A 23,634-nucleotide genomic window follows, 5' to 3' on the forward strand; every position below is an offset into this window, starting at 1 on the left:
AAAGGTAATTAATTTAATGTAATCGTGTCAATCAAACGGATATTGTTAACAAAAACGGCAATAAAAGCGCGATAATTTTTGGATTTTTCTTTAAAAGTGATAGGTAAAAGTGTAGATTCGTCAGCAATAACGAAATATTCCAATTCGAATAACGGATGTTTTTTGAATTCATTTTTAACCCAATCTTCCACGATTTCAGCGTCTTGTGTTTGAAATTTGCTTTTTGCTTCTTTTAAAATGGCATAAATGATAGCTGCTTCTTTTCTTTCGGTTGGTGTCAACCTTTCGTTTCGAGAACTCATAGCTAGACCGCTAGCTTCTCTGTAAATTGGACAGCCAACAATGGTTACAGGAATTTCATATTTGGCAACAAGTTTCTTAACGATTTGTAATTGTTGGAAATCTTTTTCTCCAAAGTAGGCTTTTGTCGGAGTTGCAATTTCGAAAAGGCGTTTAACGATTGTGCCAACACCATCAAAATGACCCGGTCTGAATTGGCCCTCCATTTGATGTTCTAGTCCATCATAATCAAAGGATTGAGCGGTTGTTTTTCCTTCATAAATATCATCAACTGTAGGTGCAAAAACGATAATTTTATCATTTAAAATTCTCATTTTTTCTACATCAGCCTCAAGTGTTCTTGGGTATTTGGCTAGGTCTTCTGGATTGTTGAATTGTGTTGGATTTACAAAAATACTAACAACGGTAAAGTCGTTTTCTTGTAACGACTGTTTCATCAGTGCTAAATGACCATCATGCAGTGCTCCCATTGTTGGTACAAAACCAATAGTAGAATTGTTGGTCGTAACAGTTGCCAAGAATTCTCTTAAAGCGATGTTTTTATTGAAGATTTGCATGGTCATTTTATTAAAATTAGGTGCAAACTTAATATTTTAGTCCATAACTGCATAAAATTTTGTAATTTTGCAACGTTTTTATTGCCAATACAAAAAGTAAATACTGCTATGAAAGATAAGAGGATATTATACGTGTCATCTGAAGTTGTTCCTTATCTTGCTGAGAATGAGGTCTCTTTGATGTCTTACGACGTTCCGAAAATGATTAATGATCAAGGTGGACAGATAAGAATATTCATGCCGAGATATGGAAATATTAATGAGAGAAGACATCAATTGCATGAGGTTATTCGTCTTTCGGGGATGAATTTAGTCGTTAACGACCTAGATATGCCATTGATTATAAAAGTTGCGTCTATTCCAAAAGAGAGAATTCAGGTTTATTTTATTGATAATGATGAATACTTCAAGCGAAAAGCAACTTTTGCTGATGAAGATGGTGTGATGTATCCTGATAATGATGAACGCGCAATCTTTTTTGCCAAAGGTGTTGTAGAAACTGTTAAGAAGTTAAATTGGGTTCCGGATATTATTCATGTTCACGGCTGGTTAGCTTCAATGTTGCCGGTTTATATGAAACATTATTATAAAAACGAGGCGTTATTTTCTGAGACAAAAATCGTCACCTCGGTATATTCTGAGTCTTTTTCTGAGACTCTAGATGTAGAAATGATTAATAAAGTCAAGTTTGATGGGGTTCCGCACGAGGCCATTGCGGATTTAGAACTCCCAAATTATGAAAATATTTTAAAGACTGCGATTCTTAATTCAGATGCTGTAATAATTGCTTCGGATAGTTTGTCTCCAAGTTTAACAAAATTTATAGAATCTTCCAATAAACCTTTTTTACCTTTCACACCGAAAGATGGTTTCGCTGAGGCGTACACCAATTTCTATTCAAATGAGGTGATTTAATTTAACTTTACACAATTTATGTACAATACGGCTTTCTTAAAGAAGTTAATTTTTATTTGTAGTTTTTTTATGTTTTTTTCTTGTGACAAAGACTACAATGTTGTTGGAGAAGATTTGATTGGCGATAACAATTTTGAATTAGGGAAAGAATATTATGCTGTAAAAGCATATAATCAAAGTACAGGTGCTATTCAATCAGACAATTTACCTATTAATACTTTAGGGATGTATACCAATGCCGCTTTTGGTACAACTACTGCGAGTTTTGCTACTCAAGTAGAGTTAGCATCTGTTAATCCAACTATTGGAGCAAATGCTGTTATGGACAGTGTTGTTTTGAATATCCCTTACTTTAGTACTGTTACAAATACTAGTACTACTACTGGTATTAAAACCTATGAATTGGATTCGATTTATGGAACTTCGAAAGCGCCATTTCGATTAAGTATTTATGAATCTGGTTATTTTATGCGTGATTTAGATCCTGCAACTAATTTTAAGGAAAAACAAGCTTATTATAGCAATCAAAAAAATGATTTTGATGCCTTGAAAATAGGTAGTAGGCTAAATGATGCAGCAGATGTAAAAGAGAATGACGCTTTTTACTTTGATCCAAAAGAAATCGCAGAAAAAACAACTGACGAAGAGACAAAAAAAACCACTACTACCCGCACAGCTCCAGCAATGCGATTGAAGTTAAGTAATTCTTTTTTTACTTCTAAAATTTTGAATGCTCCTAGTGGTAAGTTAACAACTAATTCAGCATTGAAAGACTACTTTAGAGGTTTGTATTTTAAAGTGGAAAAGACAGCTCCAGCTGAAAATATGGCTAGTATTGATTTTTCAAAAGGAGCTATTAAATTGTATTATAAAGAGGATCAGTCGACTACTACAAATGGTGTTACTACAGTAAAGAGAGTTAATAAAACGTTAGATCTTAAATTAAAAGGCAATACGGTTAATTTTTTCGAAGAATCAAATACTAACGCTGCTTATTTAACAGCAATAAGTAGCCCAAATAGCACATTAGGGGACTCTAAATTATATTTAAAAGGTGGAGTCGGTTCACATGCTGTTATAGAATTGTTTGGACCAGACAATGATAATAATGGTGTTGCAGATAAACTTGAAGCTTTAAGAAAAAGTGGGTGGTTAATCAATGAAGCAAATTTAGTATTTAATATAGATACTGATGCGATGAAAAACTCTGTAGAGCCCAATAGGATTTATGTGTACAATTTGACTAATAAAACTGCTGTTTTAGATTATCTTACAGATAATACTTCAGGATCTACTGCTAAAAACAATAAGTTTATCTTTGATGGTATCTTAAGGAAGGAAGCAGTTACTAATGGTAGAGGTTTGACCTACAAAGTACGTATTACGAATCAAATAAAGAACTTGATGAAGAATGCGGATTCTACAAATGTTAAATTAGGTGTTGTTGTTACAGAAAATATTGCTGTGGCATCTTTCAACAAACTAAAAACACCTAATAGTCTTTTTTCTGTAGTGCCTACTGCATCAGTTTTTAATCCTTTGGGCACTGTTCTTTTTGGTTCAAATCCTTCTGTTCCAGAAGAAAAACGCTTACGTTTAGAGATAATTTATACCAAACCTAATTAATTAAAATATGTGTGGAATTGTTGGATATATAGGCTACAGAGAGGCTTACCCGATAGTTATAAAAGGGTTAAAGCGTTTAGAGTATAGAGGTTATGATAGTGCTGGAATCATGGTCTATGATGGGCACGAAATTAAACTTAGTAAGACTAAAGGTAAAGTTTCTGATTTAGAGACTAAATCAAATGCAGAGATGACCATAAATGGAACGATTGGGATGGGGCATACACGTTGGGCTACTCATGGTGTTCCAAATGATGTGAATTCGCACCCACATGTTTCAAATTCTGGTGATCTTACAATAATTCACAATGGCATTATTGAAAATTATGCTCCTTTAAAACAAGAGTTAATTAAAAGAGGTTATGTTTTTCATTCAGATACTGATACTGAAGTTTTAGTAAACTTAATTGAAGAGGTTCAAAAAAAGGAAAAATTAAAACTTGGAAAAGCAGTGCAATTGGCTTTAAATCAAGTTGTAGGTGCTTATGCTATTGCTGTTTTTGACAAAAAAAATCCTAATGAGATTGTTGCTGCGCGTTTAGGTAGTCCTTTGGCTATTGGTGTTGGTGAAGGAGAGTACTTTATTGCATCTGACGCTTCACCATTTATCGAATACACTTCTAATGCTGTTTATTTAGAAGACGGGGAGATGGCTAATATTCGTTTGCATAGACCAATGAAAGTTCGAAAAATAATGGATGATTCTTTGGTTGATCCTTATATTCAAGAACTTCAAATGAATTTGGAGCAAATTGAAAAAGGTGGTTATGAGCATTTTATGCTAAAAGAAATTTATGAGCAACCTAGTGTTATAAAAGATACCTATAGAGGAAGGCTTCATGCTAATGATGGTGTTATTCAAATGGCGGGTGTTGAAGATAATTTAGAAAAATTTTTAAATGCAGATCGTATCATTATTGTGGCTTGTGGTACTTCTTGGCATGCAGGTTTGGTTGCTGAATATGTATTTGAAGAGTTCACTAGAATACCTGTAGAGGTAGAATATGCATCTGAATTTAGATACCGTAATCCAATTATTACGAGCAAAGATGTTGTTATTGCCATTTCTCAATCTGGTGAAACTGCGGATACTATGGCTGCTATTAAATTGGCTAAAGAGCACGGGGCTTTTGTTTTTGGTGTTTGTAATGTTGTAGGTTCTTCTATATCAAGAGAGACACATGCAGGGGCTTATACGCATGCAGGTCCAGAAATTGGAGTTGCTTCAACTAAAGCATTTACTACACAAATTACAGTTTTAAATATGATTGCCTTGCGTTTAGCTAAGGCGAAAGGAACTTTAACGCAGTCTGATTATAGAACGTATTTGCAAGAATTGGAGTTTATTCCTAGTAAAGTTCTAGAAGCTTTAGAAACTAACGAACAGGCAAAAGTTATTGCCGCTACGTTTAAAGATGCGCCAAATTGTTTGTATTTAGGGCGTGGTTATAATTTCCCAGTGGCATTAGAAGGTGCCTTAAAGTTAAAGGAGATATCATACATTCATGCTGAAGGGTATCCTGCTGCAGAGATGAAACATGGTCCAATTGCTTTGATTGATGAGCAAATGCCGGTTATTGTTATTGCTCCTAAGCAAGGGCATTATGACAAGATTGTAAGTAATATTCAGGAAATAAAATCCAGAAGTGGTCGTATTATTGCTGTTGTTACAAAAGGAGATACGCAAGTTAGAGATTTGGCAGATTTTGTAATTGAGATTCCAGAGACCTCAGATGCTTTATCACCTCTAATTACTACAATCCCGCTTCAGTTATTGTCTTATCATATAGCTGTATTAAGAGGTTGTAATGTGGATCAACCTAGAAATTTAGCTAAATCCGTTACAGTAGAATAATTTTTTCAATCATAGTAATGACCCCAAATGCATAAGTGTTTGGGGTTTTTTTATGCTTTTGTGTTGCTTTTTTCAATCGATTTCGTTGAGGATATCATTTTTATTAAAAATTCAAAAAAAGACTATAAAAAATACGATTAATATAATTTATTATGCATGCATAATTTTTTATTTAATCAATTAATCTAAATACTTGTTTTTATTAAAAAGTACTCATCTCTAAAATGACTTTTTTCACCCCTTTTTAATGCTATTTCAACAGTTTTTTGTGCCTATTTTTATTAATATCAAAAATATTTTTACATTTACGACCTAAACCAATTAACTCGAACCTAATGAGAATTTATTTACTTTTTTTGTCATTGTTTTTTTGTGGCTTAACTTTCGCTCAAAATTCAATTTCAGGGTCTGTTTCCGACCGTAATGGCCAGCCAATTCCTGGTGTCAATGTTAAAGTCATCGGGCAAGATGCAAGTACTGCTACAGATTTTGACGGTAAGTTTATTTTAAAGTCTGTTTTGTCTTTGCCTGTAAAGATTGAAATTTCTAGCTTGGGATTTACTACACAAGTTTTAAATGTAACTTCTTACAATCAGAAAATTGTAGTAAAGTTATTGGATGAAGAAACTAAATTGGATGAAATTGTAGTTTCTGCATCAAGAACACCTGAGCGTGTTTTGGAGTCGCCTGTTACTATTGAAAGAATGGGTATTGCGGAAATCAAAAAAACAGCTTCGCCTTCTTTCTATGATGGTTTGGAGAATTTAAAAGAGGTTCAAATGAATACTTCAAGTATGTCATTTAAGTCAATTAATACTAGAGGTTTTGCTTCCGTTGCTAACACTCGTTTTATGCAATTAGTTGATGGTATGGATAACTCTTCTCCTTTGTTGAACTTTGTCTTGGGTAACTTAATTGGAGTTTCTGAAATTGATGTGCAAAGTGTAGAGTTGTTACCGGGAGCTTCTTCTGCATTGTATGGAGCAAATGCATTTAATGGTATATTGTTTATGAATAGTAAAAGTCCATTTTCAAGCCCTGGAATAACAGGTTATGCTAAATTTGGACAGACAACTCAAAAAGCTGCTGGAACTAATGATTATGTTGATTATGGAGTTAGAATGGCTGCAGTTTTTAGTCCAAAATTAGCAGGTAAAGTAAATTTTACTTACATGCGTGGAACAGAATGGCACGCGGTTAATTATGATGATAAAACTAGAGAAGGTATTGATCGTAATACCATCAATTATGATGGTATAAATGTTTATGGTGATGAAGTTGCAACTAATATTAAAGGAGTAGGGCAAGCGTTGGCTTCACAAGGATTAATTCCTGCTTCGGCAGTGAATTTGTTGCCTAATACTAATGTTAGTAGAACAGGTTACAATGAAGTTGATTTGACGGATAATAAAGTATCCAATACTAAAATCGATTTCTCATTACACTACAGACCTTTTGGAGATGAAAAATTAGAAGTGATCTGGCAAAGTAAGTTTGGTTTTGGAAATACCGTTTACCAAGGGGCTAACCGTTACTATTTGAATAACTTTTTTATGCAACAACATAAAATTGAGTTCAAAGGAAAAAATTTCTTTGTAAGAGGGTATACAACAACTGAAGATGGTGGTCAGTCATACGATATGTTGTTTGCAGGAATTAATGTCAATCGTAAATGGAAAGATGACAGAACGTGGTTTGGTCAATATGCTGGGGCTTATATTTCCGGTACTTTAGGTGGGTTAACTCCTGAACAAGCCCATGCGGCAGCAAGAAATACTGCTGATACTGGTCGTTTGATTCCAGGTACAGCAGCTTTTAATAAAGCTTTCAATGAAGTAATAGCTGATCCAAACGTTTTAACAGGATCAAAATTGGTAGATAATTCGAGAATTTACCACTCTGATGCTAATTATAACTTTAAAGATTTAATTTCAATTGCAGAGATTCAAGTTGGAGGTTCGTTTAGACAGTATCAATTGAATTCTGGTGGACGTATTTACACAGATGCTGATGGTCCAATTCGTTACGATGAATACGGTGCATATACCCAAGTGACTAAAAAGTTTATAGATGACCGTTTAAAGTTTACGGGCTCTATCCGTTATGATAAATCTCAAAACTTCAAAGGGAATTATTCCCCTAGAGTTTCATTAGTGTATTCAGGAGGACAAAATAAAAATCACAATTTTAGAGGATCTTTTCAAACGGGTTTCAGAAATCCATCTACCCAAGATCAGTACATAGGATTTAATGTGGGTAGTGCTATTTTGTTGGGGTCTGCTCCTGATAATTTAACTCGTTATTCAGAAACCCTTCCTATAGCAACTGCTGTCGGTCAAGCTTTTGCTGGTGGGACTTCAGTTACAATTAATGGTTTGAATGCTTATAATAATTCATATACGGCTTCTTCTATTGCGGCTTTTAGTGCAACTGGGAATACTGCATTGTTGAGAAAAACTAATGTTGATTTCGTAAAACCAGAAGAGGTAAGAGCTTTTGAAGTAGGATATCGTTCTTACATTAACAATACTTCAATAGATATTAATGGATATTATAATGAATATAATAATTTCATAGGAAACTTGAATGTGGTTGCGCCTTTATATGGAACCGCGCAAGATTCTCCTAATGCAGCGGGAGGTCCAACTGATCTGGGTACTCAGTCTCTACATGCGTTGCAGAACGGTAATATCAGAGCATTCCAATTGTATACAAATACTGACTTGAAAATCAGATCTCTTGGTTTTGGTGTTGGTTTATCTAGAAAAGTATATCAAGATTTTGAGGTAGGTGTAAATTATAATTATGCTCAATTTGATTTTGATCAAGCAAAAGATCCAAGTTTTGAAGCTGGGTTTAATACTCCTAAACACCGTGTGAAAGCTTCTATTGGAAATGAAAAATTATTCAAAAATTTCGGTTTTAATGTTAGTGGAAGATGGAATAGTGAATATTTATGGCAATCAACATTTGCTGATGGTGTAATCGCTTCCGCTACTGTAATTGATGCGCAATTGAATTACAATATACCTTCTTTGCGTTCTACTTTAAAAGTTGGAGCTTCAAACATTGGAGGAAAAGAGTACGGTCAAGTATTAGGGGCTGGGTTAATCGGTCAACAATACTTCGCTTCTTGGACAATTAATCCGTAATTATTCATTATTTAAAAAATATAAAAATGATAAAAAATTTCAAGTGGTTACTATTGGCTTCTTTGGCTTTTGTAGCTTGTGATAACGAAGATGAAGTTAAAATTGATGCTAATTCATCAGACGGAAAGCCATTAACAGCAGGTTCTGCTGTTGTGACTAAGTATGTAGCTTTAGGAGATTCATATGCTGCAGGCTATAGTGATAATGCTCTTTTTTCATTAGGACAGGAAGGTTCTTATGCGAATATAATTGCAAAACAATTTGCTTTAGCAGGAGGAGGTGAGTTCAAAACCCCTTTGATGGCAGATAATGTTGGAGGATTATTATTGGGTGGGAATGTAATTGCTGGGCCTAGATTGTATTTTAATGGTTCTGCTCCAGTTTCTGTTTCCGGAAAACCTTCCACTGAAGTTACAACTAAATTGACGGGGCCATTTAATAATTTAGGAGTTCCAGGTGCAAAAAGTTACCATTTGGTAGCGCCTGGTTATGGTAATGTTGCTGGAGTTGCTGCAGGCTTAGCTAATCCTTATTTTGCTAGATTCGCAACAAGCGCTTCAACTACTGTTGTTGCTGATGCTGTTGCTCAAGATCCAACTTTCTTTTCTTTGTGGATTGGAGGAAATGACATCTTAGGATATGCTACTTCTGGAGGTTCAGGGAAGAATCAAACAGGTAATTTAAATCCTGCAACTTATGCGAGTAATGATATTACAGATCCTAATGTTTTTGCAAGTGCTTATTCTTCAATAGTTAATGCTTTGACAGCAAAAGGAGCAAAAGGAGTTGTGGCGAATTTGCCTTATGTAACTGCTTTGCCTTATTTTACTACTGTGCCTTTTAATCCACTTTCTAATTCTGTTTTAGGTGGAGGCAATGTTGCTGTTGGGCAAGCTACAGTAAATGCTTTAAATACTCAGTTGTACGGTCCATTAAAACAGGCTTTAACAGCTTTTGGTGCTGGAGATAGAATTAATCTTATGTCTACAACAGCGGCAAATCCATTATTGATTAGAGATGAGTCTTTAACTAATTTATCTGCTCAATTGACAGCGGCATTTACACCAACCTTAGGTGCTGCTACAGCTGCTTTTTATGGTCAAATTTTTGGTCAAGCCAGACAAGCAACAAAAGACGATTTAGTGGTTTTAACTACGCAATCTGTTATAGGCACTGCGCCTACAGGGATTCCTGCTCCTTTAAATAAATTTGGAATTACTTATCCATTACAGGATAAAGATGTTTTGACGAAAGATGAAATACTTGAAGTAAAAACGGCAACAGATGCTTACAATGCAACAATTAAGTCTGTAGCAGATTCAAAAGGGTTAGCATTTGTTGAGCTGAAAGGAGTAACAGATCAATTGGCTTCAACTGGAATTGTGTATAACGGATATACTACAACATCGACTTTTGTAACTGGTGGAATGTTCTCATTAGATGGGGTACATCCAAGTCCAAGAGGGTATGCAATCATTGCTAATCTGTTTACAGAGGCTGTCAATGCTAAATATGGCGCGAATTTTAAAAGTGTAAATGTAGGTTTGTATCGTATCTTATATCCTGCATCACTATAAATAACCAAATAGACAATAACCAAATGAACCACCTGTTTAATTCAGGTGGTTTTTTGTTTGGATGAAAAATGAATTTGATGAAACTTTAGGGGTGCTTTTGTGAGTTTGACAAAAAATATCATTTTTTTTAAAAAAAAGGTGTTGATTATGTATTTTAAAAAATATATCTTTGCACACGGAAAAAAGCATCTGAAAGACCTGATTTCTGAAGATGAATTTCACAAACCTAAATAGCTATTTAATAAATACATAAGTAATGTCTAAAGTAATAGGAAAAGTTGCCCAAATCATTGGCCCAGTAGTGGACGTAGTTTTCAACGGTAAGGATGTTGAACTTCCAAAAATTTATGACTCATTAGAAGTCACTAGAAAAGATGGTACTTTATTGGTACTAGAAGTGCAATCTCACATTGGTGAAAATACCGTTCGTACCATTTCGATGGACTCTACAGATGGTTTGAGCAGAGGTTATGAAGTAGTTGGTACAGGAAGTCCAATTCAAATGCCAATTGGTCCAGATGTTTACGGACGTTTGTTTAATGTGGTTGGAGATGCAATTGATGGTTTAGGTGAATTGCCTAAAACAGGTGAAAACGGATTGCCAATCCACAGACCAGCTCCGAAATTCGAAGATTTATCTACTTCTTCTGAAGTTTTATTCACAGGTATTAAAGTAATCGATTTGATTGAGCCTTATGCAAAAGGTGGTAAAATTGGATTGTTTGGTGGTGCTGGTGTTGGTAAAACAGTATTGATTCAGGAGTTGATTAACAATATTGCAAAAGGTCACGGTGGTCTTTCTGTATTCGCAGGAGTAGGAGAAAGAACTCGTGAAGGAAATGACTTGCTTCGTGAGATGTTAGAGTCTGGAATTATTAAATATGGTGAAGATTTCATGCACTCTATGGAGAATGGAGGATGGGATTTATCTAAAGTTGATATGCCAGGAATGAGAGAGTCTAAAGCTACTTTCGTTTTTGGACAAATGAATGAGCCTCCAGGAGCTCGTGCACGTGTGGCACTTTCTGGATTATCTATCGCTGAGTATTTCCGTGATGGAGCTGGTTCTGATCAAGGAAAAGATGTATTGTTCTTCGTGGATAACATCTTCCGTTTTACGCAAGCAGGTTCTGAGGTATCAGCACTTTTAGGACGTATGCCATCTGCGGTAGGTTACCAACCAACATTGGCAACTGAGATGGGTGCGATGCAAGAGCGTATTACTTCTACAAACAAAGGATCTATTACATCTGTACAAGCGGTTTACGTTCCTGCGGATGACTTAACTGACCCTGCTCCAGCAACTACATTTGCTCACTTAGATGCTACCACAGTATTGTCTCGTAAAATTGCTGAGTTAGGTATTTATCCTGCGGTAGATCCATTGGATTCTACTTCAAGAATTTTGACTCCTCATATCTTAGGTGATGATCACTATAACTGTGCACAAAGAGTTAAAGAAATTCTTCAAAAATACAAACAATTGCAAGATATCATCGCGATTCTTGGTATGGAAGAGTTATCAGAAGATGATAAATTAGCAGTTGCAAGAGCACGTCGTGTACAACGTTTCTTATCTCAACCTTTCCACGTAGCGGAGCAATTTACAGGTATTCCTGGAGTTTTGGTTGATATTAAAGATACTATCAAAGGATTTAATATGATTATTGATGGTGAATTGGATCACTTGCCAGAATCTGCTTTCAACCTTAAAGGTACTATCGAGCAAGCGATTGAAGCAGGAGAGAAAATGTTAGCCGAAGCATAAAATCAGTTAGCAATTAGAAGGTGGCAGTATGCAAATGGTGCTAATCACTAATTACTAATTACTAATCACTAAAAAAATGATTTTAGAAATTGTATCAGCAGAAGCAAAATTATTTAATGGGGAAATTACTTCTATCACCCTTCCAGGTGTAGACGGAAGTTTTCAAATCTTGAATAATCACGCGCCAATTGTCTCGTTACTAAAACAAGGAACTGTAAAAATTGCAGCTAATAGTTTTGATTTTATAAGCGAAGGAGAAACTAAATTTAAAAAAGTTTCTAATCAATTATACACACTTGATATCGAGTCTGGAACAATTGAAATGAAAGACAATAAATTAATTCTTTTAGCAGACTAAGAGAATATAGAATAGAAAAGAAAGCCCAACAATTGTTGGGCTTTCTTGTTTTATATGCTTGATTGCTGTTGGTGATGTTTTCCAATTATCGTCAAAGCAGCGGCTATTAAGACTAAATTCTTGACAATATATTGTCCAATTAATGTTGGACAAAAAAGCGTGGTATCAAAGCACAATTTTGGAACGATAACTATTGGAAAAAAGGTTACGAACATGTGCAGCAACAAAAGTAGTATCACTATTGGCGTCCATTTTTTTATTAAAAGTCCAATACCAATCATTAGTTCTGCTACTCCTAGTAAAGGCACAAAAATGGAGGGCTCCAACCAATATACGGTTTCTTGAACTAATTTTTCTGCAGGGCTTGTTTCGAAGGCTTTTAAAGCGCCAAACCATATATAAACAATAGCAAGTGATACTCTTAGCAGTATTGAGCTATAAGCGTCTATTTTTCTACTGAATTGGCCATACAAGGTGTTGAGTTGTGTTTCCATAGTATTTGATTGAATTAAAAACCTAACAGGGGCTCAATCCTGTTAGGTTTGATTGATAATAAAAGCAATAACCAATTGTTATATTACCAACTTTTACTTTTGTTTTTTATTCAGCGCCATCTGTTTTAGCTCTTGAAACTGCGAATGCACCAACAGTTTCACCTAGTAGTAATCCTTTTTCACAATCGCTTCTATAGTGAATGGCTCCATATAGTCTTGAATTAGATGCCTCTTTGGCGAAAGCATTGAATTTGTCTTTAGATTCAGGTAATAGATGCGATAATACCTTTGCTGCCGCTGCACTAAAGGTGGAGTGACCAGAAACATAAGCGGGGAAATTAGGTATGCCTGTTGTAGTTTTTATCGAGGTGTCCATTTGGGAAGGTCTTGGGTTGAAGTAGAAGTACTTGGCATCCCAGCAACTTATAGCGGCATCCATCATAGCAAGGTTAAGTAATGCCATATTTCTTGCCCAGCGAATTTCACTGTAATTCTGTTGTACAAAATGTTCGGATGCTATTGCATTCCAATGCCCAGGAGGGGTATAGGTGCCAACCCCATCTGCCCAATAAGTCACAATTCGTTGTTGTTCTTTGGTCGAGTTGGTGCTGAATTTTTTTATCTCAGCCAGTTCTTTTGCAAAAGCTTCAGATTTCGTTGATGGAGGAGGTACAGGACGGCTCGCTACTACATCAGCTGACGTCATTAAGAACGATTTTACATTTCCAAATAATGGTAGCATTGGTGGACGTTTTGGTGCATCAAGTGAAATCCAAGGTGTTTCTCCTTTTGCGATAGTATTGGATTCTAGTTGAGCCCATATTGCTGGTGTTCCTATCGCTGCACCGGCACCATCGCTTGCGGCTCTAGCAATAAATTTAGCAGCAATTTTTCTTCCAAGAGCAATTCCAGCTTCCACATCGCTGCGGACATTGGCACCACTAATGATTCGGTATAATTTTTCTTCATCTGCTTTTTCTTGAATGTATGCGATTTCTGTCGGGAAAAGTAATTTTAGTAATTCTACAGTAACGCCAGAGAGCACACCGTCTTCAGAAGGGTAGGCGGGTAAAGTGCTTTTAGGTACTAATACTTGTAAGGTTGCATCTACAGTGCATGGAGCGGCTCTATTGTATAATTTTTTGTAATGCCAAGCTGAAATTAATGCGTCATATTGTGCGGCACTTACATACGCATAGGCTCTTGCTGCATAAGGTGGATTTGAAAAAGGAAATTGCGGGTACCCAAATGGATTTGCAGCAGAAGGCGCAGGATACGTTCCGTCTTCGTTTTGATAGGGCGGACGGTTGTGTCTAGCAACCAAGGTGCGCATAATTTCATTCCAACGTAAAACACCGCCCACTCGCCAATAGGCTATGATTTTTTTTTGTTCTTCGGTTATAGCTGCTTGGTAGCTTTTGATTTCGTTGATTTCTCGTGTGTATGCAGCTGTATTTGTTGCTACGGGAACATCGATAGAGAATTCATCTGGCGCTGTTAGTAAAATTGGTTTCCAAGTTCCGCCGTTAGCATCGATATTGGTTGGGTTTAAAGCCTGAAAATTATCATTACGTTCTGTAACCTCATCACTACAAGAAAAAATCAATAAAGATAGACAGATAATAAGGCTATTTAAAAGTGATTGGAATAGTTTAGTTTTCATTTTCGGTAGATTTTTTTTCAAAATTGATAATATAAAATAAGCCTCCGTAAACGGTTTTGGATTGTCCAACATTTTTACCTTCTGCTACATAGTTGTACCCGCCAATTATGGCTAGTTCAGGGATGCTTTTTAAGGTGTATTTTGTATTTATACCATATCGTATGGCATTCATAGTGTTACTCGGGAAAGGCATGTTGTTTTTGGTAATGTCAAAACCTCCTTTTTGAGTAACCCAATTATCAATTATGAATTCAGCAATTAATCGATTAGAGCGATAGCCCATTCTAAAATTAACCGAAATAGCATCAGGCATATTCACTTTATTTGAATAGATGATTTCGTCATTCGTTAAATAGGAATTTCTTTCAATTGTAACGTTTGCTCTTTTTACATAAGCTCCTGAAAGTGTACTAAAAAAATTGCCTCTTTGGAAATCTCCCATAATTCGTAAGGTTCCTGTATTGCTTCCAAGACCCAAGCTCAAGGGTAAATAATCGATGGCATAATCCGATAGTGGAGTGGAATAACTTCCAATGAAATAAAGAGAGTAGGTGTTTTTTCCAATTGTTTTTTCGATGGGCATATATTTCAAAGTTAAGGAAAGGTCTTGTATTCCTTTTTGACCTTTCATAGTGCCTTCAGAAGCATTGGTTTTTACATAGGGCAAGCTGAACAATAGATTCAATTTATCTGAAATGCCGTAATTCCCCATAACAGCTAGTGATTTTGTGCTTACCGTTCCAAGATTTAAATTGGTTCTTTTGAAAGTGCCTTCCCAGTAGTTGTCCCAACTGCTGTATTGGTATATTGCTCCTGTGCAAAAGTTGTTTTTGCTCATCATAATACCGTCGATTTCGGTTTGAGCTTTTGTGTGCAAGAATGTCATTAATAGACAACTTAAAATGATTTTTTTCATTTAAATAATCAAAAGGGTTAGTACTGTTTTTACGAGTGGGGAGTGGTTGTAGCACTAAACTTTTTGTTCAAATTAAAACGGTAAGAGTAGCCAATGTTAATGGAGTAATCTGCAAATGCTGCATCTCCTTGCACGTGAACATATTTACTTGGGTCCGTGATTACCGAATTTTGTAAGTTTTGACTAGCGATGTCAGCGGCGCTTTGAATGCGGTTTTTGACTATGTTATAAGGTATAAATAGACTAAAGCCATGTTTTCCTAGGCGATAGGAAATACCATATTCTATTGCAATAACATAACCGGGTCTTCTGTAAGCTACTTGACCTCCAAAGGCATCATAGGCAGGTATTCCTTCAAATCTTCCTGCTAATGAAATGGATAGATTTTCTTTTTTATCAACGGCAGCTAGTACTCCTAAACGACCAAAATATTGATCGGGTGAGGCGTAAATTTCGTAGCCTTCTAGTCCTGCTTTTGGAGCAGATTTGAACGTGCCATTTGATTCTTGAGGATTGAATAAGTAATAGCCGTTCAAAAAGCCATAAAGTCTTCCCGATAGTTTTCGGAATGCTTGTACTTCAATGGTATAACCTACGCCGCCATCACCAGGTTGAATGGCTTGGTCCATCACTACGTTTTGAGTAGTGCCGTTGGCTTGTGGGGCGTCATCTCTGCGGTCGTGACTGCCGTTGTTAAGTTTTATCCCTAATCCAATCATAATATTTCCTTTGGTTACTTTGGTAGGGTCGAATGCCCAAAAATTGGCGCTTAAACGTACATCGGCTAAACCATCGGCAAAAACACTATATCTTAGGGTGTCTTTTGTTGGAGCGGTTTGTCTCAAAACTTGTGATCGTTCGTTGTGTACGTATGGAATTGTTGCGTTTAATTGGATTCTATTGGTTAGTCCATACGAAAAATTCAAATCTATGGCGTGCGAATAAATGTTTACAGCGTTTCCAAGTTCTTTGCCGTTTGCATCGTGTCCGCCACCGGTAGTTTGTCTTTCTAGTTGTTCTTCTTTTCCAATAAAATGGCGCCAAGAATGAAAATACCTGTAGTTCGTGCCTACTTGAAATTCTCCTTCTTCAAGGTTATATGAATTGGTAGCATTGAGATTTTGTCCTCCCATTTGTCTTACTGCTACACAGCCTTGTGCAGCGACTTTAGAAATCAGCAATAAACTGATTATGGGTATATAGATATATAATTTGCGTAATAGTATAGGCATAATGATTTGTTTTACAGCAAAACATAACTTTTATGTAATCATTCTTGAAAGAACAATTTTCATAATAGCCTTGTTTTTCTGTGCTCTACTTTTTTGAAAAAAGAGATTGGATTAGTTTAATTTAAATGTGTTGAGCTGAAGAACTCTTTTTTATTGATGTCAAAACTCTGCATTGGATAAGTAGTAGCCAGAGAGAATATGGCCACTATTGTGAGCTTTAGTTTGTTTTGAATCTAATAAAAAAACTAATTAAACTAAGTCAGGAGGGGAATAGGGTAAATTGAAATAGCCACAAACTGGTTTCGTGATTTGTGTTTTTTGAAAAGAAACTTTGGCTATCTGATGTGTAGAAGGTGTGCTAATTGATAAAGGTTTTGTAACCAAATAATCAGTTACAACCGTTTTTAATAGTTTTTTTGCAGGCGATTCTTTTGAAGGGGAATCATCAAATAATTGCTGATTTACAAGGTTTGTAAGTTCAGAACTTATTTTGTCTTGATGCGTGTTTGGTAAATAATACAAGTACAGGATATTGTTTTTTATACGTTTTTTAAAAACGTGATAATACGTATTGTTGATTTCTATGTTTTGGTTTACGTATTCAAAGTCTGTGTCTTGTACAAAGGAATAAATAGAAGCGTTTACTTCAAGAACTTGGTATTCAGAAGTTGCTTTTTCTTGCATACTAGAGACCCATTGATGTTCTTCTTTTTGATGAAATAAAAGATAGTACCCTATTACATTGTAAAATAAGGAGGCAATTAAAAATACCGATGCCAAACGTTTCATCATTCTCCGAAAGTAAAAAACAAAATGATTGATTGCGTATAGTTTGGTATTTTTTAAGTTTTTTTTAACATTAAAAAAATAGATAGTAAAATTTTATTATTAAAATATTGATAATATGTAATCATTTTTTTGCTTAAACCCTATTTTTATTAATTATTCGTAGCCAATGGTGTATTTAAAAAAGTCCTTATTTTTGTTGACTATGAAAAAGCTTCCAAAATCACTTGAACAAAAGTTAGCCACCAGACAAGAGCAAAATGCGCTTAGAAAATTGCCCTTGGCCAACCAATTAATCGATTTTGCATCAAATGATTATTTAGGTTTTGCAAAATCCGAAGCTATTTTTACAGCGACACATCATCATTTAGTCACTAATAATAGTATGATAAACGGAGCAACAGGTTCGCGATTGCTTTCTGGGAATCATACTTTATATCCTACGACAGAGGCTTTTATTGCAAATTTTCATCAATCGCCATCTGCCCTGCTTTTTAATTCAGGCTATGATGCCAATGTTGGTTTTTTTAGTGCTGTACCTCAAAAAGCGGATTTTATTTTGTTTGATGAATTGTGTCATGCATCAATCAGAGATGGGATTCAGCTTTCTAATGCGAAAGCGTATAAGTTCAAGCATAACGATTTTGAGGATTTGGAACGACTTATTTTGAAGTTTCAGGCTCCTGAAAATCAGCATTCCACTACCATTTATGTAGTTACAGAAAGTGTTTTTTCTATGGATGGAGACTGTCCCAATATAGAAGAGTTGGTGACTGTTTCTGAGAAATACAACTGCTATTTAGTGGTTGACGAAGCGCATGCATTGGGAGTTTTTGGTGAAAAAGGAGAAGGTTTAGTACAGTTTCTAGGTTTGCAAGATTATTTTTTTGCTCGTATTGTTACTTTTGGAAAAGGCTTAGGTTGTCATGGTGCTGTTGTTCTTGGTTCTGAGGAATTGAGTAGTTATTTGGTCAATTTTGCCCGAAGCTTTATATACACTACTGGACTTTCTCCCCATTCCGTTGCAACAATTGGTATTGCTTATCAGGCGTTGAATACTAAAGCAGCAGCAATTGGTGAATTGAAAGAGCGAATTAATTTTTTTAATCAAGAAAAAAACCGCTTCAGTTTGAAACCGCTTTTCGTTCGAAGCAAATCTGCGATTCAATCGGCTATTATTCCCGGAAATGCTAATGTAAAACGCATTGCACAACAATTACAAGAAAAGGGGTTTGATGTAAAACCCATACTTTCACCCACCGTTCCCGCGGGGCAAGAGCGCTTGCGTTTTTGTTTGCACAGTTACAATACCGAAACTCAAATTTCGGAGGTTTTGCATTGTTTGTCATTGCTTCTATAAAAAAAGTGCTATCCGAATTTTGTGGGTTTTGCGATTGATTAAAAAGTAAACACGAATTTCACTAATTTTCACGAAAAAGAGACCGTTTTAATGGCACATCTTTATTGATGCCAAAGAATTTATGTGCTTGTTTTTTTTAAATTGAATTTTATCTAAGTCATTTTGGATGAACCACAAATCATAAACCCTTGCAGATATTTTTTAACCATATAAGACATATAAGGTCATGTAAGTTTTTCTTTGCGAGCCTTGTGTTTTTTTCGAACCATATAAGTCATAAAAGGTCATTTAAGTTTTTCTTTGCTAGCCTTGCGTTTTTTTCGAACCATATAAGTCAATAAGGTCATTTAAGTTTTTCTTTGCTAGCCTTGCGTTTTTTCGAACCATATAAGTCATAAAAGGTCATTTAAGTTTTTTCTTTGCTAGCCTTGCGGATATTTTCAACCATATAAGACATTTAAGGTCATTTGAGTTTTTTCTTTGTGAACCTTGCGTAAATCTTTGCGAACCTTGCGGTTAAGTTAGATGCTTATTCGTGTCAATTAGTGCAATTCGTGTTTGATTGAAAAAAAAATACACTTCATAAGGCTCGTGTTTTCTGGGTTTTTTAAAAAAAATAAAAAAAGTTTGTAACGTTTTTAGTTGTTGTTTACTTACGAGTCGTAATCAAATATTTAGCTATCGTTTTTAATCATCAATCATTAATCAAAAAAAATCAAAAATCATGAAAAATTTAAGAACACAATCCCAAAACCCAGTCCTTTACGTATTACTTTTTTTAGCTGGAATTAGCTTAGGGTATAGTCTAGTAAAAGAGTTCGTATTTGACAAACCAGAAAACGGTTTATTACTAATCACTGCATGCTGTTTGTTAGCCAGTAATTCCTCAACAAAGAATAAATAGAAGGCTAAAAACTATCATCAATCAAATCAATCAATCACATCAATCAAATCATTATTAATCAATCATCAATCAATCAAAAAATCAAAAATCATGAAAACAATTAAAACACTTATTTTAGGTTTAGTAGCGGTAACAAGCTTTAGTTTTTCAAAACAAGCACAAACCAAAAAAGCAAATGAAAATTCTTTATTATGGGAAATTTCAGGAAACGGATTAACACGTCCTTCTTATGTATACGGAACCTTACACATGATGTGTGAAAGTGATTTTGTCATCAAAGAAAAAGTAAAAAAAGCATTTGATGCATCATCAAAATTGGCCTTAGAAATTGACTATGACGACCCGTCAGAACTAAAAGCGATGCAAGAAATGAGTGTTAGTAAAGTAGCTTTGAGTACTCTTCTGACTCCTGCAGATTATAAAAAATTAGATGTTCTTTTGAAAGAAAGGGTTGGAGCAGGAGCGAATCAATTTGAGCATACAAGTTTAAGCACTTTAATGAGTATGGTTATGTTTAAAGCATTACATTGCAATCCTAAAATGTATGAATTGGAGTTTTTTCAAATGGCTCAAAAAAGAAAGATGGAAGTTTTAGGTTTAGAGAAAGTTGCTGTACAGTTTGCGGCAATGGATGCTACTTTTTCACCGCCAGTAATGGTAGAGCAGTTGAGCAATTATGATAAAAAATATTTCGATTTATTAACTCAAACCTATAAAAGTGAAGATTTAAAGGCCATTTATGAAATGGTTAATGACCCTAAATTTATGGATGAGAAAAGCAAACCTGTAATGTTGGATAATCGCAATAGTAATTGGGTTAAAGATATGCCAGCTATGATGAAAAATGAAAGTGTATTTTTTGCGGTAGGAGCAGCGCATTTAGGTGGAGAAAAAGGAGTGATTCAATTATTGCAAAAAGCAGGATATAAGGTACAACCCATAACCAACTAATTTGACTTTGAAGACAAAAGAGCAAGAATTTTTATCCCGAATCGAGCAGCATAAAGGCATCTTGTACAAGGTTTCCAAAATGTATATGGACAACCGAGACGACCAAGAAGATTTGTTTCAAGAAATCATTTGCCAATTATGGAAAGCCAACGATAGTTTTAAAGGAGAAAGTCAGTTTTCTACTTGGATGTATCGTGTTGCCATCAATACTGCTATTGTTTTTCTGAAAAAAGAAAAAAAGAAAGTAGACAAATACGAATTGTCATCTACTAATATTCCCGACGAAGAAGGGGATGCCGATATCAAAGAGCGGCAATTGGAACACTTTTATAGAGCCGTTCAAAAATTGGATAAGATAGACAAAGCGATTATTTTTTACCAACTCGAGGGGTTTTCACATAAAGAAATTGGAGAAAACCTAGGGATTTCAGAAGGAAATGCTAGAGTCAAATTGAATAGAGCCAAAGAAAAATTAAAAGAAATTATAAAAAATCAAGGATATGGATTTTAACGATATACAATCAGCTTGGAACAACGAAAACACAAAAAATGTGGTTGTTCCCACTCAATTAGAGAAAGTACAACAGGCCAATACACCGCTAGATAAGATTAAGAAAAATTTGAAAAATGAATTTATTTATCAAATTGTATCAATTGTTCTTATAGGATTTGCGCCTTATTTAAATGGATTTCCAGAGCAAGCCATCACTCCCTTTTATTTGTTGTTCAGTTTGTTTGTAGCGGTTAGTGCTTATTATCTAATTAAGTTGTTTATTTTTTATAAACGATTAAACAAAACAGCTTTGAATACCAAAGACAATTTATACGAAACCTATTTTGATATTCGCTTGAATATGGAACTCTACAAGACCTTTGGTTTTGCCTTAACGCCCTTTATGATTTTGTTTTTGGTAGGGGTTTTATATTTTACATTGCCTAATGGCGCGACATTATTTACCGATAGTACCAATAGTATAGCACTGTTTGTTTCGGTTTTGTTTAGTATGTTGTTTATGGGGGTAGCTTTAGAATGGTGGGTACACTTTTTTTACGGTAAATACGCCAAAGAAATCCGAACCGTTTTAGACGAGTTAAAAGAAGAATAAATATAAAGCAACTTTCGGGTTGCTTTTTTTGTGTTACAATCATAGTGAACTTTGTGAATTCTTTGCGAACTTTGCGGTTCAATAAGCTCAAAAAACATGAAATTATTTATTACAGGAATAGGTACCGATGTAGGTAAAACCGTTGCAGCCGCTATCATTACTCAAGCTTTAGAAGCCGATTATTGGAAACCCATTCAGGCAGGAGATTTAGATAATTCCGATAGTCATAAAGTAAAGGCATACGTCTCTAATCAAAAGACTGTTTTTCATCCCAACAGTTATGCTTTGCATACGCCTGCAAGCCCGCATTATGCTGCAGAAATAGATGGAATCACCATTGATTTAACTCAGATTAAAGAGCCAGTAACCGAAAATCATTTGGTGATTGAAGGCGCTGGTGGAATTTTAGTTCCTCTGAACACAACTAATACGATTGCCGATTTGATTCAGCCCGATTACAAAGTGATTGTGGTTTCCCGTCATTATTTGGGGAGTATCAATCATACGTTGTTGACTATCGAGGCGTTGCAAAACCGAAACATTGCGGTGGCTGGAATCGTTTTTTCTGGAGATGAAAATCAAGCAACCGAATCGATTATTTTAAGCAAAACAGGATTGAAATGTATTGGACGAATTGACCAAGAACCCTATTTTGATACGAACGTCATCGCAGAATATGCCGATTTGTTTCGAGAGCAATTATTGAGTTTATAATTATGAATACAACAAATATTCCTTCTTCCGAAACAATGAAGCTTACAGAAAGAGACCAGAAACACCTTTGGCATCCGTACACCCAACATAAAACAGCGGCTTTACCAGTTGGAATTGTCCGTGGCGAAGCGGCGTTGTTGTGGGACGAAAGTGGTAAAGAATATATCGATGCCATTGCTTCTTGGTGGGTCAATCCTTATGGTCACTCGAATCGCTTTATTGCGGATGCGATTTATAAACAACTTACTACCTTAGAGCACGTACTTTTTGGAGGTTTTACGCACGAACCCGCTGTTGTTTTATCCGAAAAATTAGTCGAAATTTTACCTAGCAATCAGCAAAAACTCTTTTTTTCGGATAATGGTTCTACCGCTGTCGAAATTGCGATAAAAGTGGCTTTGCAGTATAACTTTAACCAAGGAATTTCAAAAACAACAATTATTGCTTTTGAAGATGCTTTTCATGGCGACACCTTTGCGGCTATGGCGGCAAGTGGGATTTCTTTCTTTACCGAAGCTTTTCAAGGAATGATGATTGATGTCGTAAGGATTCCAGTTCCTGTGGAAGGAAAGGAAGCGGAAAGTATAGCAGCTCTTCAAAAAGCAATTACGGATAAAAATTGTGCGGCTTTTATTTTTGAACCCTTAATACAAGGTGCCGCAGGAATGGTGATGTATGCACCTGAAGCTTTGGATAACTTGCTTCAAATTTGCAAAGAAAACCAAGTATTGACCATTGCCGATGAAGTGATGACGGGTTTTGGGAAAACCGGAAAAAACTTTGCCTGCGATTATTTGAAAACGTTGCCAGACATGATGTGTTTGTCTAAAGCCTTGACTGGAGGAACTATTCCTATGGCGATTACGACTTTCACTACAGCGATTTTTGATGCTTTTTATGATGATGATATCAATAAAGCCTTGTTTCATGGCCATACGTTTACGGCAAATCCAACGGGTTGCGCTGCGGCTCTAGCTAGTATCGAACTGTTGCAAACCGAAACGATGCAGTCCAACATTCAGCGCATTCATCAACGCCATTTGGACTTTCAAAAGCATATCGGAACACATCCAAAAGTAAGCACTACTAGAGTTTTTGGGGTGATTTTCGCTTTGGAAATCAAGACAGATAGCAGCTTTAGTTATTACGGCTCATTGCGCAATAGGCTTTACGATTTTTTTATTGAAAATGGAGTAATTCTGCGTCCAGTTGGGAATATAGTTTACATTTTGCCTCCTTATGTTATTACCGATGCACAGTTGCAAAAAGTCTATGAAGTAGTTGAAAATGCTTTGGAAATAGTGTAGTTTTTTAAACACGAATTTCACGAATTGACACAAATTAAAACTGTAGAGCCTTCGAGGTAAAAAAGACACAGATTCCACAGATTTTCACAGATT

The 23,634-nt window shown here is 35.5% G+C and carries 19 protein-coding genes; 13 read left to right on the forward strand and 6 right to left on the reverse strand.

Annotated elements, in window-relative coordinates:
* Positions 1 to 8 precede the first annotated feature (8 nt).
* Positions 9 to 857, reverse strand: a complete 849-nt coding sequence (panC, locus tag ACSVH9_RS04685; RefSeq protein ID WP_438063030.1) for a pantoate--beta-alanine ligase — start codon at positions 855 to 857, stop codon at positions 9 to 11.
* Between the two features lie 108 nt (positions 858 to 965).
* Here panC and ACSVH9_RS04690 point away from each other — a divergent pair, with 108 nt between their 5' ends.
* The 7 genes from ACSVH9_RS04690 to ACSVH9_RS04720 all read left to right on the forward strand — a co-directional run bounded on the left by ACSVH9_RS04690 (position 966) and on the right by ACSVH9_RS04720 (position 12,108).
* Positions 966 to 1,772, forward strand: a complete 807-nt coding sequence (locus ACSVH9_RS04690; protein WP_438062696.1) for a glycogen/starch synthase — start codon at positions 966 to 968, stop codon at positions 1,770 to 1,772.
* Between the two features lie 69 nt (positions 1,773 to 1,841).
* A complete protein-coding gene (locus ACSVH9_RS04695) occupies positions 1,842 to 3,398 on the forward strand; it encodes a DUF4270 domain-containing protein (protein WP_438062697.1) in 1,557 nt (518 codons plus the stop codon).
* A gap of 7 nt (positions 3,399 to 3,405) precedes the next feature.
* A complete protein-coding gene (gene glmS, locus ACSVH9_RS04700) occupies positions 3,406 to 5,253 on the forward strand; it encodes a glutamine--fructose-6-phosphate transaminase (isomerizing) (protein ID WP_438062698.1) in 1,848 nt (615 codons plus the stop codon).
* Between the two features lie 335 nt (positions 5,254 to 5,588).
* Positions 5,589 to 8,405: a TonB-dependent receptor domain-containing protein gene (locus tag ACSVH9_RS04705; protein WP_438062699.1), complete on the forward strand. Its 2,817-nt coding sequence runs from the start codon at positions 5,589 to 5,591 to the stop codon at positions 8,403 to 8,405.
* Between the two features lie 26 nt (positions 8,406 to 8,431).
* A complete protein-coding gene (locus tag ACSVH9_RS04710) occupies positions 8,432 to 9,982 on the forward strand; it encodes a G-D-S-L family lipolytic protein (RefSeq protein WP_438062700.1) in 1,551 nt (516 codons plus the stop codon).
* Positions 9,983 to 10,238: 256 nt separating this feature from the next.
* The gene (gene atpD, locus ACSVH9_RS04715) at positions 10,239 to 11,750 is read left to right on the forward strand and encodes a F0F1 ATP synthase subunit beta (protein ID WP_438062701.1); all 1,512 of its coding nucleotides are present in this window, start codon (positions 10,239 to 10,241) and stop codon (positions 11,748 to 11,750) included.
* A gap of 76 nt (positions 11,751 to 11,826) precedes the next feature.
* Positions 11,827 to 12,108: a F0F1 ATP synthase subunit epsilon gene (locus ACSVH9_RS04720; RefSeq protein WP_024979835.1), complete on the forward strand. Its 282-nt coding sequence runs from the start codon at positions 11,827 to 11,829 to the stop codon at positions 12,106 to 12,108.
* 50 nt (positions 12,109 to 12,158) lie between these two features.
* On the opposite strand, the gene ACSVH9_RS04725 is transcribed toward ACSVH9_RS04720, so the two are convergent.
* The 5 genes from ACSVH9_RS04725 to ACSVH9_RS04745 all read right to left on the reverse strand — a co-directional run bounded on the left by ACSVH9_RS04725 (position 12,159) and on the right by ACSVH9_RS04745 (position 17,205).
* The gene (locus tag ACSVH9_RS04725; RefSeq protein WP_438062702.1) at positions 12,159 to 12,602 is read right to left on the reverse strand and encodes a DoxX family membrane protein; all 444 of its coding nucleotides are present in this window, start codon (positions 12,600 to 12,602) and stop codon (positions 12,159 to 12,161) included.
* 106 nt (positions 12,603 to 12,708) lie between these two features.
* The gene (locus tag ACSVH9_RS04730) at positions 12,709 to 14,265 is read right to left on the reverse strand and encodes a phosphatase PAP2 family protein (RefSeq protein ID WP_438062703.1); all 1,557 of its coding nucleotides are present in this window, start codon (positions 14,263 to 14,265) and stop codon (positions 12,709 to 12,711) included.
* A complete protein-coding gene (locus ACSVH9_RS04735; RefSeq protein ID WP_438062704.1) occupies positions 14,255 to 15,151 on the reverse strand; it encodes a hypothetical protein in 897 nt (298 codons plus the stop codon). The genes ACSVH9_RS04730 and ACSVH9_RS04735 overlap by 11 nt, the downstream gene beginning before the upstream one ends.
* A gap of 59 nt (positions 15,152 to 15,210) precedes the next feature.
* Complete coding sequence (locus ACSVH9_RS04740) at positions 15,211 to 16,413, reverse strand: hypothetical protein (protein ID WP_438062705.1); 1,203 nt, start codon at positions 16,411 to 16,413, stop codon at positions 15,211 to 15,213.
* Between the two features lie 249 nt (positions 16,414 to 16,662).
* Entirely contained in the window at positions 16,663 to 17,205 is a 543-nt protein-coding gene (locus tag ACSVH9_RS04745) for a hypothetical protein (protein WP_438062706.1), read from the reverse strand.
* Positions 17,206 to 17,404: 199 nt separating this feature from the next.
* Between ACSVH9_RS04745 and ACSVH9_RS04750 the strand changes: the two genes are divergently transcribed.
* From ACSVH9_RS04750 to bioA, 6 genes are all read left to right on the forward strand, one after another.
* The gene (locus ACSVH9_RS04750) at positions 17,405 to 18,559 is read left to right on the forward strand and encodes an aminotransferase class I/II-fold pyridoxal phosphate-dependent enzyme (RefSeq protein ID WP_438062707.1); all 1,155 of its coding nucleotides are present in this window, start codon (positions 17,405 to 17,407) and stop codon (positions 18,557 to 18,559) included.
* 994 nt (positions 18,560 to 19,553) lie between these two features.
* On the forward strand, positions 19,554 to 20,414 hold the full coding sequence (locus tag ACSVH9_RS04755) for a TraB/GumN family protein (RefSeq protein WP_438062708.1): 861 nt from the start codon (positions 19,554 to 19,556) through the stop codon (positions 20,412 to 20,414).
* A gap of 7 nt (positions 20,415 to 20,421) precedes the next feature.
* Positions 20,422 to 20,925: an RNA polymerase sigma factor gene (locus tag ACSVH9_RS04760; RefSeq protein WP_024979839.1), complete on the forward strand. Its 504-nt coding sequence runs from the start codon at positions 20,422 to 20,424 to the stop codon at positions 20,923 to 20,925.
* Positions 20,915 to 21,520: a hypothetical protein gene (locus tag ACSVH9_RS04765; RefSeq protein ID WP_064716075.1), complete on the forward strand. Its 606-nt coding sequence runs from the start codon at positions 20,915 to 20,917 to the stop codon at positions 21,518 to 21,520. The genes ACSVH9_RS04760 and ACSVH9_RS04765 overlap by 11 nt, the downstream gene beginning before the upstream one ends.
* A 96-nt stretch (positions 21,521 to 21,616) precedes the next feature.
* Positions 21,617 to 22,234: a dethiobiotin synthase gene (bioD, locus tag ACSVH9_RS04770; protein ID WP_024979841.1), complete on the forward strand. Its 618-nt coding sequence runs from the start codon at positions 21,617 to 21,619 to the stop codon at positions 22,232 to 22,234.
* Between the two features lie 35 nt (positions 22,235 to 22,269).
* Positions 22,270 to 23,541: an adenosylmethionine--8-amino-7-oxononanoate transaminase gene (bioA, locus tag ACSVH9_RS04775; RefSeq protein ID WP_438063031.1), complete on the forward strand. Its 1,272-nt coding sequence runs from the start codon at positions 22,270 to 22,272 to the stop codon at positions 23,539 to 23,541.
* Positions 23,542 to 23,634 lie beyond the last annotated feature (93 nt).

Source organism: Flavobacterium sp. RSSB_23, from assembly GCF_051547145.1.
Taxonomy (GTDB): domain Bacteria; phylum Bacteroidota; class Bacteroidia; order Flavobacteriales; family Flavobacteriaceae; genus Flavobacterium.